Genomic DNA, 16,542 nt, shown 5'->3' on the forward strand with positions numbered 1-16,542 from the left:
GCCACTGGGCCTGACGCCTCGAATTTCTGCTGTGCAGCGATTTCTGTCAGCCGGTTAAGACCCTATAGGGTCACAGTTTCGGCCGTATAGCGGCCGTTCAAGCTTGTGGCGTCGTACCTCGCTCAGCCTCGCAGCGTGGCTCACGGTTGGCCAAGCCTCAGTCCCCGTCATCGGAGACGTGCAGCTTGACGAGGCCATCCCGCGCGAGTTGCTCGAGCGCGCGGCTCATGAGATTTGCAGCAACCTCAGGCGCGCTTTTGCCGTAGAGTCCCACCGGCACGAGGGCGTCAAGGTACTGGCGTATCTGCGGAGATACGCTCAGAACCAGTTTCTCCGAAGGCTGCTGCTGCTTGGGTCGTGCCACGGTACGTTGCGAGGCGACTGAAAGCTCAATTATGGGATATAAATGGTGTTTTTATAGTATCTTCGAGGGATCATGCTAGCCCTCGTTGAACGCTTCTGCGAACGCCTCGGTTACCGCGGCGACAGCGGCCTTCTCGAGCCTATCGATTTTTCCCGAGTGGCTGGCGTCGCGCAGACGCTTTGGGCGGCGCACGATCAAGCGAAGTTGCAGGCGTGCTTTGGCGCTTGGGAGGATCGTTGGGGTCCGAACAGCTCGCAGCGTTTCACTCCCTTGGTCTATATTGCCTTGGCAGACGATGAAGACGATGCCCGACGCATCCATCGCTGGGTTTGGAGTCAGGGTAAAGCACCGTGCTTGGTCATCATCTGTCCCGACGAAGTGATTGTCTGCAGTGGTTTCCACTTCTTGACTGACACTCGGTGGAACGACGCGGTGCAACGGGAGCCGTTGTCCTGGTCGACCGAAGGCGATCTCGCACCTTTGCTACGGGATCTTGCGCCCGACCGATTGCGCGCGTCCATCACATGGCGGGACTTCACGAAGTCGGGGAAGGTGGGGGTGGATACGGCCTTGCTAGAGGGTCTCGAAGGGCTGCACGAGTACCTTGCGGACAGCATCAAGTCGGAGAAGCTGAAAATCCCGCCAGACCTGATCAATCGACTCATTGGCAGACTGATCTATACGTACTTGCTCACCGACAAGAAGGTAATCAACGTCGACGGTTGGGAGCGTGATGCAGCGGACGGCGAGAACTCTCTTGAACAGCAATCGTCAGATTTTTGGACGCTGCAGGACCGAATCGATGAAATCTTCAACGGCGGAGTTTTCCAGATCAGCGAGCACGAGCGCTCACTGATCACGCCCTCCCTTCTGGATCTCGCCATCGGCTTCATCCGAAGAGGCGAGAAGTACGATGGCAAGTATCGACAAACTGCGTTGTTCTCAATCGACCTTTCTGCCATTCGCATTGAGACCCTGTCGGCTGTCTACGAGAAGTTCCTCCGGACGGAGTCAGTCGAAGACGCCAATCGCGATGGCGTCGTCTACACGCGCCCGTTCCTAGCGGACTTCATGTTGAATCGGGTTGCAGACAGCTGCAAGTTCAACAGCGACACGAAGGTGCTGGACCCGACGTGTGGCTCGGGCATCTTCTTGGTTGCGGCGTTCCGCCACATTGTTGAAAGCGAGCTTGCAGGAGGCGTACAGCGGGGCCGTCGATACCTTTCCCTGTGGAGGTTACACGACCTGCTCAAACGCTGCATCTATGGGGTGGAGAAATCTTCTTCGGCGGCGCAGGTTGCTGCGTTCAGCTTGTACCTGAACCTTCTGGACTACCTCGATCCCGCAGATCTTGCGTCTCGCGTCAACGAGGTGAGCGCTGAAAAGGTGTTCCCTCGGCTGCTTGGGTCGAACATCCTCGTGGCAGACTTCTTTTCCAGCAAACGCTTTTTTCCCGAAGTCAGTTTCGACGTCACCGTTGGCAACCCGCCATGGAAGAAGTTGGCCGACGTCACCAAACACAGCGGCGACGTAGAGAAATACGAAATAGAGTGGCACGACGCCTCCCAACACGTGGCATGGAGCGTCGTGAAGAAGTACCTCAAGTCCGGCGGACGGCTTGCTTTGGTGCTGCCAGCCAAGTCCTTTGCGGCACCGGCCGCAGGCCGTTTCGTCACGGCCTTTGCGCGGGAAGCCGACATCGACTTGGTTGTGAACATGTCCAGTTGGCGGCGTTACCTCTTCGCAGGCGCTGAGGATCCGGCAGCTCTGATGTTTGCCACCAATCGACGTCCGAAAGCAATGGGACGCACCTGGTTCTACATGCCTCGGCTGTGGTCTCAGCCCTTCAAGCCCGACGCCATGTGGATGCTCGCCGTCGATCGAGCCGACGTGAACAGCCTGCCCAGCGCTATGGCGTTTGCCAACCCCGAAAGCGTGTTTGATGCTTTCGTCCTCAAGCCGTATGACCGTCGGGTCAAGCAGCGGCTCATCGATCTGTACCACGGAGACAAAGTCACCTCTCTTCGGAGGTTGCTGGACGATGCGGGTTTGGAGCTTGCGCGGGGGGTGACCGCCGCAGAATTGCAAGTCCCCGGCGCTGCAAGAGCTGCTGCTGCGCAACTTGATCCAAAGTGGCGCGATGAGAGGCGTTCAGTCATCACGGACCTGACTTCCATCTTTGCTGCTCACCCGGACCTTCAAGACCTGTCGATCAAGCAACTGCCGAAGAACTCCGTCGGTGCACGCTGCAAAGGACCTCGGCTGATCCTGGCTCGCAGCATGCAGTACTGCTACTGCACCTCGCAGGTCTTTGCGGTCAACCCGACTTTCAATTTGATCTTCTCGATCAAACCAACGCCCAAGCGCGACGAGGCGGCTCTGCTCGAGCTGCTATCCCGCATAGGCCAATATCTGATGAGCGATTTTGCGCGGTACCAATTCGCATTGTTCGGCAAGCTCTGGCAGATCGATGGGAAGCGAGCGGAGAAGCTCGATTTGGAACGCATCGTGGTGCCTTCGCTTTTTTCGCTGCAAAGCCATGCTGATTGGGATTGCTCGGCTTTCAAAGCGAGAGACATCCTGAAGCGGATGGAGATGGAGGAATTTCTGGCACCTCTCGAGGACTACGCAAGCTTTCGCCGTGAACTTGAGAACGCTCGTTGGCCCACACCTCGTCCGTCAGAAGATGCAAGCGTGCCGAAGACCTATTTGGCCATGCTTGAAGAGGTGTTGGCTAGTCGCCTGAACGAGCAAGTGGAAGTCAAAGCCGGTAGAGGAAACTCGTTGATGACCGAGATTGTGCTTGGCTTCCAGGGCGACTTGGAAGATTCTGCATTGGGGGCATTAAGTGATGGCGACGGATTCCAGTTCTTTGACTCGGCAAGACTCAAGCGAGGCAATGGACGCTCACAGGTCATCATTTGCAAGCCCAAGGGCCCTGAACACATGACGCTCGAACGCGCGTATGCCGACGGTCTCCACGTGATCAACCGCTTGTTTCTACACTGACGCGCGATGCACAACCCATTGCTCGTTGACCTTCAGGCGTCGCTTCAAAGTTGCGTCCCCGACAAACGCCGGTCTGCCATGATCGGAAAGTTTGTGAGCCAGTGTTTGGGGCTCGCCCATGCTGCTCATGACAATCTGATCGGTCCCAACTGGACCACGTTCTTGCAGAAGAAGGGGGCCCTTTCCAAGACAAAGACCAGCGCCCCTCGCGTGAAGGAAACGGCGCTGTCAGCCGACATTGCGCTTGAAGCACAGGCGCTGCTGAAAAAAGGCTCACAGCAGCAACGCGCAACGGCACCCCTGGGCTTTAAACCTTCTGATGCGATCTCCTATGTTCAAGCGGATGCGCTCATGCCCAGCAAAAAGGCCACAGGCAACAGTTCAAAGCGTCCCGACCTTGTTTTCATGCCGGCCGATCCCGAACTGAACCTGGCATTCGCAGTTGAGGCAAAGGTCCTTGAAGGTCAGAACGACTGCAAGGATGTGCTCTTGGGACCCGAAGGGATAGGTTGTTTCACGCGGCCAGATGATCCTTACGAAACCAGCGGCGTCATTGGCCTGTTTGGATACGCGGACCAAGCGACCGTTGCGCAGCATCAGGCGGCCCTGCACTCGGCCATGACCATTGACTCGGTGACCGGCTTCCTCGGCGTGGTCACTGCGCAGCGCGGCTGCACCTGGGACAACGTCACGACCTCCCGAGAAAGTACTTTGGCGACGATCAAGTCCTCTGGGATGGTCTGCCTTGGCGTCGTGCTTAGTTTCCCCAGCATTCGCCAATCCAACTCTGTACCAGCGAAAAAGCGAGCAGCAACTGCAAAGGCTCCGACGAAGCCTCCCGCAAGAACGACGACGTCGACATCGTCCGCAAGGCACATTGGACGGGACACAGTCCGTCCTCCGCAGTCAATCAAGCAAAAGACGCGTTAGAGAGTAGCTAGCAATACTTTGTCCTTGGCCACTCGACGCAGGCGAGTGCCGAGAACCAAGCGCTTGCCGTGCAGATCGTGGCCACCGCGCACGAACGCCGCAGTTCTGGGAAGCCACCAATTTCCGCTCCGCACATTTGTGCCGTTGATTCTGCGTATCCGTCCGGCCAACCCATCTACCCCGATCAAGGCATTGCAAGCACCATCGTGTCCACGTAAACCATCGTGCACACCATGTCTCAAGACATCCCCACTTCGCGCTACTCAGTCCCTCGCACACGCCGGGTCTACAGCGCGCAATTCAAGGCCGAGCTGGTTGCCACCTGCCAGCAACCCGGCGCATCCATTGCCGCCACGGCACGTCAACATGGCATGAATGCCAATGTGCTGCATCGCTGGCTCAGGGAGCATCGCCTGGGTCTGCATCAGGCCGCCTCCAATACCGCCCATGTTGCTGCGCCCAGCAGCGCCCCTGCCTGCGTCGATGCGGCTGTTGAACCAGTGGTCAATGCACAACCTGCTCGCACCCCGACGCATCCGGCCCATCCGGTGCTTGCCAGCACGGTGCCCGCCTTCATCGCGATGGCACTGGACCCGCAGGCGATGCACCCTCAGGCAGCGAATGCGCAAGCTGCCTCCAGTGCTGCATCGTCAACTCCCTCATCAGACATCCGCATCGAGTGCTGTCACCATGGCACCCGCGTGACGGTCAATTGGCCGGTGGCAGCGGCTGCCGAGTGTTCCCGCGCATTGCAGGGTTTGCTGCAGGTGCTGCGGCAATGATCCGCATCGACGCCGCCTGGCTTGCCACCGCCCCGCTGGACATGCGCGCCGGCACCGACACGGCCCTGGCCCGGGTGGTCGCCGTGTTCGGCGCGGCCCGTCCTCATCACGCCTATCTGTTCACCAACAAACGCGCCAACCGCATCAAGGTGCTGGTGCACGACGGCATCGGCATCTGGTTGGCGGCTCGGCGCCTGCACCAGGGCAAGTTCGTCTGGCCGGCAACCAGCAATGAGCAGTGGCAGTTGGAGTCCGATCAGCTTCAGGCTCTGGTGCTGGGCCTGCCTTGGCGACGCATGGGAGACGCTGGCGTCATCACCGTGGTCTGAAGCGGGTGTGCAATCGGTACATCTGCGCGTGAAAGCGCCGTGCCATCCTTGGCACACTGGCGCTGATGTTGATGCCGCCCCAATCCCTGGAGGATCTGAGCGCAGAGCAACTGCGCGAGATGACCACGCGGCTGCTGGCCCAGTTGCGCCATAGCCAGGCCCTGAACGCCAAGCTCACCCACGAGAACGCGCTCTTGAAGCGCATGAAGTTCGCCGCCCAGTCGGAGCGCTTCAATGCCGAGCAGCGTAGCCTGCTCGATGACGAGATCGAAGCCGATCTGGCAGCCGTCGCCCACGAGATCGAGCAGTTGCAGCCGCCTGCAGCATCCCCCGAGACCAGGCAGCAACCCAAACGCCAGCCGCTGCCCGCCCATCTGCCGCGCCGCGAGATCCAGCACGAGCCCGAGTCCACCACCTGCGCCTGTGGCTGTGTGATGAAGCGCATCGGTGAAGACGTGGCCGAGAAGCTGGACTATGTGCCGGGCGTATTCACCGTCGAGCGCCACGTGCGTGGTAAATGGGCCTGCGCGAAGTGCGAAACCATCACCCAGGCACCGGTCGAGGCGCATGTGATCGACAAGGGCATCCCGACTGCCGGCCTGCTGGCCCAGGTGCTGGTGGCCAAATACGCCGACCACCTGCCTTTGTTCCGCCAGGAGGGCATCTATGCGCGCGCCGGCCTGGCCATCCCGCGCTCCACCTTGGCGCAATGGGTCGGCACCTGCGGCATGCGGCTGCAGCCGCTGGTGGATGCGCTCAAGGCCGAGATGCTCGGGCGCCAAGTGCTGCATGCCGACGAGACGCCGGTGCAGATGCTCAAGCCCGACAAGGGAGCAATGCACCGGGCGTACCTCTGGGCCTACGCCCCTGGGGTCTTCGAAGACATGAAAGCCGTGGTGTACGACTTCTGCGAGTCCAGAGCCGGCGAGCATGCGCGCCACTTCCTGGGCGACTGGAAGGGTGCGCTGGTCTGCGACGACTTCGCTGGCTACAAGGCCTTGATCGCCAGTGGCGTGACCGAAGTTGGCTGCCTGGCGCACGCCCGGCGCAAGTTCTTCGATCTGCATGCGGCGAACAAGAGCCAGATCGCCGGCTTCGCGCTGGAGCAGTTCACCAAGGTCTATGACATCGAACGCGAGGTCAAGGAACTGAACGCCGATCAGCGCAAGGCCATGCGGCAGCAGCACACCAAACCACTGCTCGATGCACTGCACGATTGGATGCGGTTACAGCGACAAAAACTGCCCGACAGCTCGGCCACGGCCAAGGCGCTGGACTGCGTTGACGCGCTTCGTTGATGACGGGCAACTGCCCGTGGACAACAACTGGATCGAGAACCAGATCCGGCCGATTGCGATGGGGAGAAACAACTGGCTGTTCGCCGGGAGCCTGCGTGCGGGCCAGAGGGCGGCGGCGGTGATGAGCCTGGTGCAGTCGGCGCGCATGAACGGGCATGACCCCTATGCCTACCTGAAGGACGTGCTCACGCGCCTGCCCACGCACCGGGCCAGCCGGATCGAGGAATTGCTGCCGCATCGCTGGCAGGGCCCGAACTCCTGATCAATGCCTGTGCAACCGGCTGCGGTCAACATGGGATCGCCGGACGCTTACGATTCTGCGTGCCGAGATCAGTGTTTTTGGCCTTCCTCGACCAACGGCTTTCGGTCAAAGCAGTCGTTCCGCCAGGCGTCCGCCGGCGGCAGCTTGCAGCCTGGAGCTGCCATGCCAGAGGTCAGTTCTGCAGCGGTTGCTGTCAGTCGTTGCTGCGAGATCAACTGACGCTGACTGCCACAAAGCGGCCGTTCCAAGCTGGCTTGAGCAAAATACCATGCGCGCCTCTTTATGATGACCACCACACCATCAGACTAAGACTTACGCCAATACGGGAGGAGACATGAAGGTTGTCCGGCTGACCATCTCGAACTTTCGCGGCATCAAGTCGGCCGAGCTCCTGTTCGACGGGCACACCCTGATGGTGGGCTCTAACAATGTCGGCAAGAGCACGCTCTGCGAAGCCCTGGACCTGGTCTTGGGCCCCGACCGGCTCAACCGCTTCCCTCCGGTCGATGAGTTCGACTTCTACAACGCTGAATACCTGGCCCCTGCCGCAGAGGAAGGCGCGGAGCGGATACCGACTCCGCTTCGGATCGAGGCGATCCTCATTGAACCCGGCGCCGAGATCGGAGCCAAGTGCGGCGGCAACATCGAGTTTTGGCATGTAGCCGAGCAAAGACTGCTTGGGCCGGGAGAGGCGGACGCCGCCAATCCGCCCCATGCCGTCCCCTGCCTTCGGATCGAGACCATCGGCCAATACAACCCCGAGGAAGACGAGTTCGAGGCACGCACCTACTTCTCCCATAGTCCCGACGCTCCCCCCGGGGAGCTGACCAAGCTTCCCAAGCCGATCAAACGGCTGTTTGGCTTCCTCTACCTAAGGGCGCTTCGGACCGGCTCGCGGGCGCTGAGCTTGGAGCGTGGGTCGCTTCTCGACATCATCCTGCGGACCAAGGGCGTGCGCACCAGCCTGTGGGAGAAGACCATCGAGCGCCTGCGCGGCCTCGACATCGAAGCCGACGCGGCCGAGATCGCGCCGGTTCTGCGATCCGTGGAGAGGCGGCTGGCCCGCTACATCGCATTGGAGTCGCCCGGCAACGCCACCAAGCTGCATGTCTCGGAGCTCACGCGTGAGCATCTGCGCAAGACGATGACGTTCTTCTTGGCGCTATCGGCCGACCAAGGCCACGTCCCATTCCCCCACGCCGGCACGGGCACCATAAACACGCTGGTGCTCGCGTTGCTGTCGTTCATCGCCGACCTCAAGCCCGACACGGTCATCTTCGCCATGGAGGAGCCCGAGATCGCGGTGCCGCCGCACACCCAGCGACGCATCGCCCAATACCTGCTGACCAAGACGACACAGGCCTTCGTGACCTCCCACTCGCCATTCGTGATCGAGAAGTTCGAGCCATCTAAGACACTGCTGCTGGCTCGCAATGCCGGCGTGGTCACGGCGCGAAAGGTCTCCGACGCCACCGGCCTCAAAGACAACGACTACAAGCGCTTCTCTCGCTCCGGCCTGTCTGAATGCATGCTGGGACGAGCAGCCATCGTCGTCGAAGGCGTTACCGAGTTGCATGCGATGCCCGTCGTCGCACGGCGCATGGAAGAGAGCGATCCCAACTTGCAGCCGCTGGACATCGCGGGTGTGGCCTTCTTCGACGCTGATGGCGAGTCGAACATGCCCAAGTTCGGAAAGTTCTTCAAGACGCTGGGGCTGCACACCTTCGCCTTCTACGACCTTGACTACAAAAAGAAGCGCAAGGCCGAGCAGGCGCAGGCTCTGGCGGAGAACTTCGAAATTAATGTTGAGCACGCCTACAAGGGCTTCGAAGACCTCGTCGTGGCGGAGGTGCCCGTGGATCGGCTGTGGTCCTTCCTGTCGGGCCTAAAAGCCAATGATGAGAACGGCAACGTCGCCATCCCCGATGCGCGCCCGAACGACGACGCGGTCAAGGCCATCGCCAAAGAAGCCCTCGGCGGCAACAAGGGCGCCGGCTGGTCGGCGCGCCTGTTCGAGGAGTGCGAGCTCCAGGAGCTGCCGGCCACGGTGACGAAGTTTCTGGCGTCAGTGTTCGCACTGTTCCCACCTCCACCCCCGATCGACGACGGCGATGGAGCCCCACCTGAACCGGCCGCCGCTGCTGCCGCTCCATGAACGAGCCTTGCAAACTGCGCGAAAGCGTCATGGTTTGCGAGGGCCATGTCTTGGTCATCGGCGGCCCCGGCAGCGGCAAGACGACGCTCGCGCTGCGCAAGGCGGTCAAGCGAATTCGCGACGGCATGCTTCCGGGTCAATCGGCCTTGTTCCTGAGCTTCTCGCGGGCGGCAGTGGCGCGCATCTTGGATGCCGCCAAGCTCGAGTCCACCAAAGCCGAACAGGATCAGCTCTCCATCCAGACGTTTCATTCGTTCTTCTGGGACATCCTCAAAGCCCACGCCTACCTGCTTGGGGCACCGCACAGGCTCTCGATCTTGCTGCCACACGACGAGAAGGCCCTGTCGGGCGGCCTCGGCGACAAAGACGATGGCTGGGACGAGTGGCTCGCCGAGCGTGAGCGGCTGTTTCGAGAAGAGGGGCGGATCGCGTTCGATCTGTTCGCGCCCAATGCGACAGCTCTGTTGGCCCGCTGCTCGCATCTTTTGGCGTCGATCGCCCATCGGCATCCCATCATCATCGTGGACGAGGCCCAGGACACCGGCCAATACGCGTGGCAGTGCATCCAGATGCTCGCGCCACACACGCAGGTGCTGTGCCTAGCAGACCTCGAGCAGCAAATCTTCGACTACCTGCCAGGCGTCGGCCCGGAGCGCGTGATCGCCATCCGGGCGGCGTTGAAGCCGCACGAGATCGACCTTGGGACGCAGAACCACCGCAGCCCGGACTCCGAAATCTTGGCGTTCGGCAATGACATCCTGACGGGCAAGCCACGCGGCGCGCCCTACAAGGGCGTATCCGCCCTTGCCTACCGCCCCGAGAAGCCACCGCCGAACTGGAATCATCTGTTGCGCCGAGCCCTCGGGGAGCTCTTGAAATCAATTCGGGCTCAGAGCGACAAGAAGGTGGAGACGATGGCGATACTGGTCACCAACAACCGCAGTGCGTTGAAGATGTCCAACGCCCTCAACGCGTTGGGGGCCAATATCGGGAAGCCGGTTCGGCACAAGCTGCTGTTCGACGAGGCCGAAGCGCTGCTGTCAGCCCGTTTCGCGGCCTTTCTGCTGGAACCCAAGGATCTCGCCCAACTGGAGGCCGATGTCGCCACCAGCATGGAAATGATCGCCGCCGCGAGGCGCGCGACGGGACAGGGCCGGAAGGAAGTCGCCAAACTCTTGGAGCAGGCCAACAAAATCAAGGGTGGCAAGGCCCTGAACATCAACATCGCCAACGCGCTGCGCGGCCTGATTTCAGGCTTGTCAGTCAACGATTTCAGCGGCGATCCCGCCGAGGACTGGCTCACGGTCAAACATGAGCTGCGGGCGACCAATCAAGACGAACTCACGCGGGTCGCAGCGCAGTTGGACTTCTTGGTCGCGTTCCGTCGGGGACATCGCATCTCGGCTGCTCTCTCTGATGAATGGCTTCGCGACGGCGCCTACACTAACGCCCGCACCGCCCTCGACTTGGCTCTCGCACAGGAGCAAATCCTCGACGGCGTGGAGCCGCCGATGGGATTGCAAGTCATGAACTTCCACAAGGCCAAGGGCAAGCAGTTCGACGGAGTCATCCTCGTCCGCGAAGCTCGTCGGACCGGCCCCGCCGTCGAATCATCTTTCGTTTGGCGAGGCGACCCTGCCCCGTATCCCAAAAGCCGACGTGTGCTTCGAGTCGGCATCACGCGAGCAAAAGTCCACACGCTCATCCTCGATCCGCTTTGGCCGCAATGCCCCCTGCTCAAGGGGCACAAGCTCTAAGGAAAACTCCTCGTCAGTCGGACTGGCGCGTGGCGTTATGACGTAGGACGATTGGTGACGGAGTTTTGCACGAAGACCAAGGTCATTCCCTCTTGAACCGTCCGGACTGGCTACAGATTCCGACTGAGAGTTGTCGGCGGCGAGGGGAATGGCTTCTCACGAGGAAGGTCAATGACCGGTTCCGGCAGCCGCTGACATTAGCTGTAGAACGGCGAACGACCGTACCCAGCCTGAACAAGGCGGTCATAACTATGCAGCCACTGGCCCGTGAATTACTCAGATCAGCCTGGATCAGTTGCTCGGCACCGATGTTCAGAACGACCGTTGATAGCCGGATTCTGCCCCGCACTCCGGCAGTGCCCACGTCGCTGAGAGTTTGGCACGGCCTACTGGAAGGGGTATTTATCAAGCACAAGCGCCCGTATTCAGAGTAGCCCCGTGCGCCTCCACCGCACTACGTGCGCGACCGCCCAAAGACGGTCACCACATAGTCGGTCATTTCGAGCCCGTGCTCCTGTGAAATCACAGCCAGGCGCGCCTCTATCTGCGGATCGAAGAACTCATGCACCTGACCGTCGGTCACCGAAACCAGATGCCCATGGTGTGGTTCGCCGTCGCACAGTTCATAAATCGTGCGGCCCCCACCCAATTGGCTTTTCTGAAGAATGCCCGCCTGCTCGAACTGTGACAGCACGCGGTAGACCGTCGCCAGACCCAGATCACCGCCCAGGTCGGCCATCTGACGATAGACATCTTCGGCCGTGAGATGCCGCCGCTCGCTGCGCTGGAACAATTCCAGCACCTTGATGCGCGGCAGTGTCATCTTCAGGCCTGTGTCCTTGAGCCTGTCTAGTTGTTGCAACGCTGCTCCATTGGCCGCGAGGTGCCGTCACATAGGTTCATGGGAAAAAAGCATGGCTGGCCGGCGAACCGTTGGCTAGCAAAAACGACCTTGGAGGTGCTTGAGACCTCGGGTCGCCCCACGATGAAACTTTGGATGAGAAGCAGGCTGTCTTCCCCTGTTCTCGCATGCCTGCATCATAGCTTAATTTTTAATGATTCTCATTTGTATAAATTGAAGCGGGATAAATTTGGCGTTCAGCGACGCAGCTGCTGCCCAAACAAAAGCCGCCCGAGGCAACGCCTGCGGGCGGCTTTCAATGAGGCGCAATGGCTTACTTGCCGGCCTTCTCGGCCTTGCGCTTGGCGGCCTTGCGCTTGGCGGCCTTGGGATCGACCACAGCCTTGAACTTCGCGCCAGGCACGAACTTGGGCACGGTGGATGCCGGGATCTTGAGCGCCGCGCCCGTGGCCGGGTTCTTGCCGGTGCGCGCTGCGCGCTTGGCCGACTTGAAGGTTCCGAAGCCGACCAACTGCACCGCATTGCCCTTCTTCACGGCGGTCTGGATGGTGTCGATCAGGGTGTCGAGAACGGCATTGGCCGCCGTCTTGGACAAGTCGTTCTTGGATGCGAGGATTTCAACGAGTTCGGTACGGTTCATGGTCGAAGCATCAGCGAGTAGGAAACAGCGGTTATATCCGATGCCCCACACACAGCATGCATCCCGCTGGGTCGGCAATCGACACCATCCTGCACATTGCCATCGTGCCGTTCCCGTCCAGTACCTGCTGACCATGATGATTTAATGGATCTCCAACTCGGACTCGATGCCGATGGAGCATCGATTGCGCAGTTCATCAAGACCCATCAGTTGCCGACTGACGTAGGACTGGCAGAGGCACCCTGCTGGAACGACGCCCAGCGCCAGTTCCTGACAGAACAGCTCAAAGCCGATGCAGCCTGGGCCATCGTGGCGGATCAGCTCAACGAATCGCTGCACGAAGACGCGGTCAAAGCCAGCACCGGCCTCAGATGATCGAAGGCATCGGGCCACCCTCGCCGGACAACCCAATGCCCCGCGTCCACCCATGTGCTTCAGAAAACTACGATTCCAGCCATCGGTCGGCGAACTTCTGTTTGTTCGCCACACGTGTGGATAGATTCCAACGGCCTACGGTAACTGAACCACAACCTCTGGCCGCTTGATGTCGCGTCTACGTCAGCCGCGCGGTGCAGCAGACACTGCTCAGTTCGATTGGAAACGGGGTAAGTAGAGACTGTTTTCTAGGACACCGCTAGGACACGGACCCTGAGAAAGAGATAAGGGGCTACAACTTTGATAGCTGTAGCCCCTTACGGATAGTGGTCGGCGTGGCGGGATTCGAACTCGCGACCCCTTGCACCCCATGCAAGTGCGCTACCAGGCTGCGCTACACGCCGACAAGACCTAGATTATTACACACTTTCAGGCCTGAAAAGAAAGCAGCGCCCGAATCTCCCATAATTCCTGGCGCACCGATTGCACGTCCAGAACGTACTCTTGCGCATCCACGACCGGCGGCCGCTCCAAGGGCAGACTGCTCTCCTCCATCTCCCCGATCACTTCTTCCTCGGGTGCCGCCTGTTCATCCCGGCCGGCCAAGGCCAGCTCCTGCAGGCGGTTGCGCGCGCCGCTGATGGTGAACCCCTGGTCGTACAGCAGATCACGGATGCGGCGGATCATCAGCACCTCGTGGTGCTGGTAGTAGCGGCGGTTGCCGCGCCGCTTCATCGGCCGCAGTTGTGTGAACTCCTGCTCCCAGTAGCGCAGGACATGCGGCTTGACGCCGCACAGCTGCGCTACCTCACCGATGGTGAAATAGCGCTTGGCGGGAATGGAAGGAAGCGTGTTACCCATGGATGCAATCACCGTGCGCGAGAACAACCTGAAAGCCTACTGCACTCGCACGCGCCGCGCCAGCAGCGCGTGCAAGCGGCTGTAAAGCGCTACGCACCGCCCTGGATCTGCTCCTTGAGCTTGCTGCTGGCATGGAACGTGACCACGCGGCGTGCCTGGATCGGGATGGCCTCGCCGGTGCGCGGGTTGCGCCCCGGGCGGGGCGCCTTGGTGCGGATCTGGAAGTTGCCAAAGCCCGAGAGTTTGACGTCCTGCCCCTGCGCCAGGCGTTCCGAAATCAGGTCGAAGAAGGCGTCGACCATGTCCTTGGACTCGCGCTTGTTCAGGCCGATCTGATCGAACAGCAAATCGGCCAGTTGCGCCTTGGTCAGCGCCGGGGTTTCCAGGCTCTCTACGGCAAATTCGATCACGTCAGCTCCTCCTGTGGTTTGGTCTGGCCCATTACACGCGCAGCTTGGCACCCGTGCGTGCGGCCAACTGTTCGACGACGGCCTGCACGGCCGCCTCGATTTCCGCCTCGGCCAGGGTCGCGGCATCGCTGCCCAGCGTCAGGCGCACGGCCAGGCTTTTCTCGCCCGGCGCCAGGCCGCCCGCGGGGGCCGCCTCGCCCGCACGCAGGGGCTTGGGACGGTACACGTCGAACAGCACGGCACCGCGCAGCGTGGCGGCGGGCAGCGCGGCCTCGATGGCGCCCATGAGCTGGGCATGGGTCACGCTCTCGGCCACGACCACGGCCAGGTCGCGCTGCACCGACTGGTGCTTGGCCACCGGGCGGAAGGCAGGCACGGGGCGCTGCAGCACGGCGTCCAGCTCCAGCTCGAACAGCACCGGCGCCTGCGGCAAGTCCCAGGACTGGCGCCAGCGCGGATGCAGCTCGCCCACGTAGCCGATCTCGCGCCCGGCCACGCGCACCCGCGCGCAGCGGCCCGGGTGCATGGCCGGATGCTCGGCGGGCTCGAACTGCGCCTGCACCGGGGCCAGCAGCGCCTCGACGTCGCCCTTGACGTCGAAGAAGTCCACGCCCTGCTCCTTGCGCCCCCACTGCAGCGGCTGCGTCGCGCCATAGGCCAGACCGGCCACGCGCATGGGCTGGTGAAAGCCTTCGACCGCGATGTCCGAGCCCTTCACGCTGGCGTCGCGCAAAAACACCCGGCCCAGCTCGAACACGCGCACGCGCTCGGCCTTGCGGTCGAGGTTGAACTTCAGCACCTGCAGCAGCGAGCCGAGCAGCGTGGAGCGCATGACGCTCATCTGGCTGGCAATCGGGTTAAGCAGCCGGACGGGCTGGGCGTTGCCGGCCAGCTCGTGCTCCCAGCGCTCCTCGACGAAGCTGAAATTGATGGTTTCCTGGTAGCCCAGCCCGGCCAGCTGGCGCCGCACGGCGAACGGATCGCGCGTGGACTCCAGCGGCAGTTTCGGCGTGATGGGCGCCAGCGGCGGCGTGGTGGGCAACTGGTTGTAGCCCACCATGCGCGCGATTTCCTCGATCAGGTCTTCCTCGATGACCAGGTCGAAGCGGTAGGACGGCGGCACCACGGTGACCACGCCCTCGCCTTCGGTCACGGCCAGGCCCAGGCGCTGCAGTGCCTGCACGCATTGCGCCTGGGTCAGGGGCATGCCGATGACCTTGGCGGCGCGCGCCACGCGCAGCGTGACGGGCTGGGGCTGGGGCACGTTGACGCACTGGTCGTCCATGGGGCCGCACTGCGTCTCGGCGGTGCCGCAGATCTGCACCACCAGTTCGGTGATGCGCTCGATGTGCTCCACCGTCAGTTGCGGATCGACGCCGCGCTCGAAGCGGTGGCCCGCGTCGGTCGAGAAGTTGTAGCGGCGCGAACGGCCGGCAATCGCCTTGGGCCACCAGAAGGCCGCCTCGATGTAGATGTTCTTGGTGGCGTCGGACACCGCCGTGGCGTCGCCGCCCATGATGCCGGCCAGCGACTCCACCTCGCGCGCGTCGGCGATCACGCCCACCTTCTCATCGACAGTGACGGTGCTGCCATTGAGCAGCTTGAGCGTCTCGCCCGCGCGGCCCCAGCGCACCTCCAGGCCGCCGTGGATCTTGTCCAGGTCGAAGATGTGCGACGGGCGGCCCAGCTCGAACATCACGTAGTTGGAAATGTCCACCAGCGGCGCCACGCTGCGCTGGCCGCAGCGCGCCAGGCGCTCCACCATCCACTGCGGCGTCTGGGCCTGGGTGTTGACGTTGCGCACGATGCGGCCCGAGAAGCGCCCACACAGGTCGGGGGCGCTGATCGCCACCGGCAGCGTGTCGGCATGGCCGACGGGCGCCACGGGGAAGGCCAGCGCCTTCAGCGGCGCGCCGGTGAGCGCCGCGACTTCGCGCGCGATGCCATGGACGCTCAAGGCATGCGCCAGGTTCGGCGTGAGCTTGAGGGTGAACAGCGTGTCGTCCAGGTTCAGGTACTGGCGGATGTCCTGGCCCAGCGGCGCGTCCAGCGGCAGCTCCAGCAGGCCGCCGTGGTCGTCGGCCAGTTGCAGCTCGCGCGCCGAGCACAGCATGCCGTGGCTTTCCACGCCGCGCAGCTTGCCGACCTTGATGAGAAAGGGCTTGCCGTCCCCTTTTTCGTCATCCGCCGGCGGCAGCTCGGCGCCCACCTGGGCACAGGGCACGCGGATGCCGGGGCGCGCATTGGGCGCGCCGCAGACGATGGTGAGCGGCGCGGCGCCGCCCACGTCCACCTGGCACACGCGCAGGCGGTCGGCGTTGGGGTGTTGCACGGCCTCCTTGATTTCGCCGACGACGATCTTCGAGAACGGGGGCGCCACGGGCGCCAGCTCCTCGACCTCCAGGCCGGCCATGGTCAGGGTCTCGGCCAGTTCTTGGGTGGTCAGGGGCGGATTGCAGAATTCACGCAGCCAGGATTCGGGGAATTGCATAGTCGGATAGCTCGGTA

Annotated in this window: 13 protein-coding genes, 1 tRNA gene and 1 pseudogene; 8 read left to right on the forward strand and 7 right to left on the reverse strand. The window is 62.1% G+C overall.

Annotated features, from left to right (window positions below; genetic code table 11):
• Positions 1 to 157: 157 nt before the first annotated feature.
• The gene (locus tag YS110_06535; protein ID UJB64425.1) at positions 158 to 364 is read right to left on the reverse strand and encodes a hypothetical protein; all 207 of its coding nucleotides are present in this window, start codon (positions 362 to 364) and stop codon (positions 158 to 160) included.
• 72 nt (positions 365 to 436) lie between these two features.
• On the opposite strand from YS110_06535, the gene YS110_06540 reads away from it, so the two are divergent.
• From YS110_06540 to YS110_06570, 7 genes and pseudogenes are all read left to right on the forward strand, one after another.
• A complete protein-coding gene (locus YS110_06540; GenBank protein UJB64426.1) occupies positions 437 to 3,373 on the forward strand; it encodes an N-6 DNA methylase in 2,937 nt (978 codons plus the stop codon).
• A gap of 6 nt (positions 3,374 to 3,379) precedes the next feature.
• On the forward strand, positions 3,380 to 4,303 hold the full coding sequence (locus YS110_06545; GenBank protein ID UJB64427.1) for a hypothetical protein: 924 nt from the start codon (positions 3,380 to 3,382) through the stop codon (positions 4,301 to 4,303).
• A 233-nt stretch (positions 4,304 to 4,536) separates the two neighbouring features.
• Complete coding sequence (locus YS110_06550) at positions 4,537 to 5,085, forward strand: transposase (protein UJB64428.1); 549 nt, start codon at positions 4,537 to 4,539, stop codon at positions 5,083 to 5,085.
• The gene (tnpB, locus tag YS110_06555) at positions 5,082 to 5,414 is read left to right on the forward strand and encodes an IS66 family insertion sequence element accessory protein TnpB (protein ID UJB64429.1); all 333 of its coding nucleotides are present in this window, start codon (positions 5,082 to 5,084) and stop codon (positions 5,412 to 5,414) included. The genes YS110_06550 and tnpB overlap by 4 nt, the downstream gene beginning before the upstream one ends.
• A 71-nt stretch (positions 5,415 to 5,485) precedes the next feature.
• Positions 5,486 to 6,974: pseudogene (locus YS110_06560) on the forward strand (IS66 family transposase).
• 334 nt (positions 6,975 to 7,308) lie between these two features.
• Positions 7,309 to 9,129: an AAA family ATPase gene (locus tag YS110_06565; GenBank protein UJB64430.1), complete on the forward strand. Its 1,821-nt coding sequence runs from the start codon at positions 7,309 to 7,311 to the stop codon at positions 9,127 to 9,129.
• Entirely contained in the window at positions 9,126 to 10,886 is a 1,761-nt protein-coding gene (locus YS110_06570; GenBank protein ID UJB64431.1) for an ATP-dependent helicase, read from the forward strand. Before YS110_06565 ends, YS110_06570 begins: the two co-directional genes overlap by 4 nt.
• A 454-nt stretch (positions 10,887 to 11,340) precedes the next feature.
• Here YS110_06570 and YS110_06575 read toward each other — a convergent pair whose 3' ends face one another.
• Positions 11,341 to 11,748 carry a transcriptional repressor gene (locus tag YS110_06575; GenBank protein UJB64432.1) on the reverse strand — a complete coding sequence of 136 codons (408 nt, stop codon included), beginning with the start codon at positions 11,746 to 11,748 and terminating at the stop codon, positions 11,341 to 11,343.
• 313 nt (positions 11,749 to 12,061) lie between these two features.
• Positions 12,062 to 12,388 carry an HU family DNA-binding protein gene (locus tag YS110_06580; GenBank protein UJB64433.1) on the reverse strand — a complete coding sequence of 109 codons (327 nt, stop codon included), beginning with the start codon at positions 12,386 to 12,388 and terminating at the stop codon, positions 12,062 to 12,064.
• 144 nt (positions 12,389 to 12,532) lie between these two features.
• On the opposite strand from YS110_06580, the gene YS110_06585 reads away from it, so the two are divergent.
• Positions 12,533 to 12,763 (forward strand): DUF2789 family protein, encoded by a 231-nt coding sequence (locus YS110_06585; GenBank protein UJB64434.1) that lies wholly within the window; start codon positions 12,533 to 12,535, stop codon positions 12,761 to 12,763.
• A gap of 327 nt (positions 12,764 to 13,090) precedes the next feature.
• On the opposite strand, the gene YS110_06590 is transcribed toward YS110_06585, so the two are convergent.
• The 4 genes from YS110_06590 to YS110_06605 all read right to left on the reverse strand — a co-directional run bounded on the left by YS110_06590 (position 13,091) and on the right by YS110_06605 (position 16,525).
• Positions 13,091 to 13,167 (reverse strand) — tRNA-Pro (locus YS110_06590).
• Positions 13,168 to 13,192: 25 nt separating this feature from the next.
• Positions 13,193 to 13,624 carry a MerR family transcriptional regulator gene (locus YS110_06595; protein ID UJB67376.1) on the reverse strand — a complete coding sequence of 144 codons (432 nt, stop codon included), beginning with the start codon at positions 13,622 to 13,624 and terminating at the stop codon, positions 13,193 to 13,195.
• 89 nt (positions 13,625 to 13,713) lie between these two features.
• A complete protein-coding gene (locus tag YS110_06600) occupies positions 13,714 to 14,034 on the reverse strand; it encodes an integration host factor subunit alpha (protein UJB64435.1) in 321 nt (106 codons plus the stop codon).
• Between the two features lie 31 nt (positions 14,035 to 14,065).
• A complete protein-coding gene (locus tag YS110_06605) occupies positions 14,066 to 16,525 on the reverse strand; it encodes a phenylalanine--tRNA ligase subunit beta (GenBank protein UJB64436.1) in 2,460 nt (819 codons plus the stop codon).
• Between the last annotated feature and the right edge of the window lie 17 nt (positions 16,526 to 16,542).

Source organism: Acidovorax sp. YS12 (assembly GCA_021496925.1).
GTDB lineage: Bacteria > Pseudomonadota > Gammaproteobacteria > Burkholderiales > Burkholderiaceae_C > Paenacidovorax.

Coding starts and splice junctions, on each gene's coding strand:
- tnpB (UJB64429.1), top strand. CDS start 5,082: ATGATCCGCATCGACGCCGCCTGGCTTGCCACCGCCCCGCTGGACATG.
- YS110_06550 (UJB64428.1), top strand. CDS start 4,537: ATGTCTCAAGACATCCCCACTTCGCGCTACTCAGTCCCTCGCACACGC.
- YS110_06540 (UJB64426.1), top strand. CDS start 437: ATGCTAGCCCTCGTTGAACGCTTCTGCGAACGCCTCGGTTACCGCGGC.
- YS110_06565 (UJB64430.1), top strand. CDS start 7,309: ATGAAGGTTGTCCGGCTGACCATCTCGAACTTTCGCGGCATCAAGTCG.
- YS110_06545 (UJB64427.1), top strand. CDS start 3,380: ATGCACAACCCATTGCTCGTTGACCTTCAGGCGTCGCTTCAAAGTTGC.
- YS110_06605 (UJB64436.1), bottom strand. CDS start 16,525: ATGCAATTCCCCGAATCCTGGCTGCGTGAATTCTGCAATCCGCCCCTG.
- YS110_06580 (UJB64433.1), bottom strand. CDS start 12,388: ATGAACCGTACCGAACTCGTTGAAATCCTCGCATCCAAGAACGACTTG.
- YS110_06585 (UJB64434.1), top strand. CDS start 12,533: ATGGATCTCCAACTCGGACTCGATGCCGATGGAGCATCGATTGCGCAG.
- YS110_06595 (UJB67376.1), bottom strand. CDS start 13,624: ATGGGTAACACGCTTCCTTCCATTCCCGCCAAGCGCTATTTCACCATC.
- YS110_06570 (UJB64431.1), top strand. CDS start 9,126: ATGAACGAGCCTTGCAAACTGCGCGAAAGCGTCATGGTTTGCGAGGGC.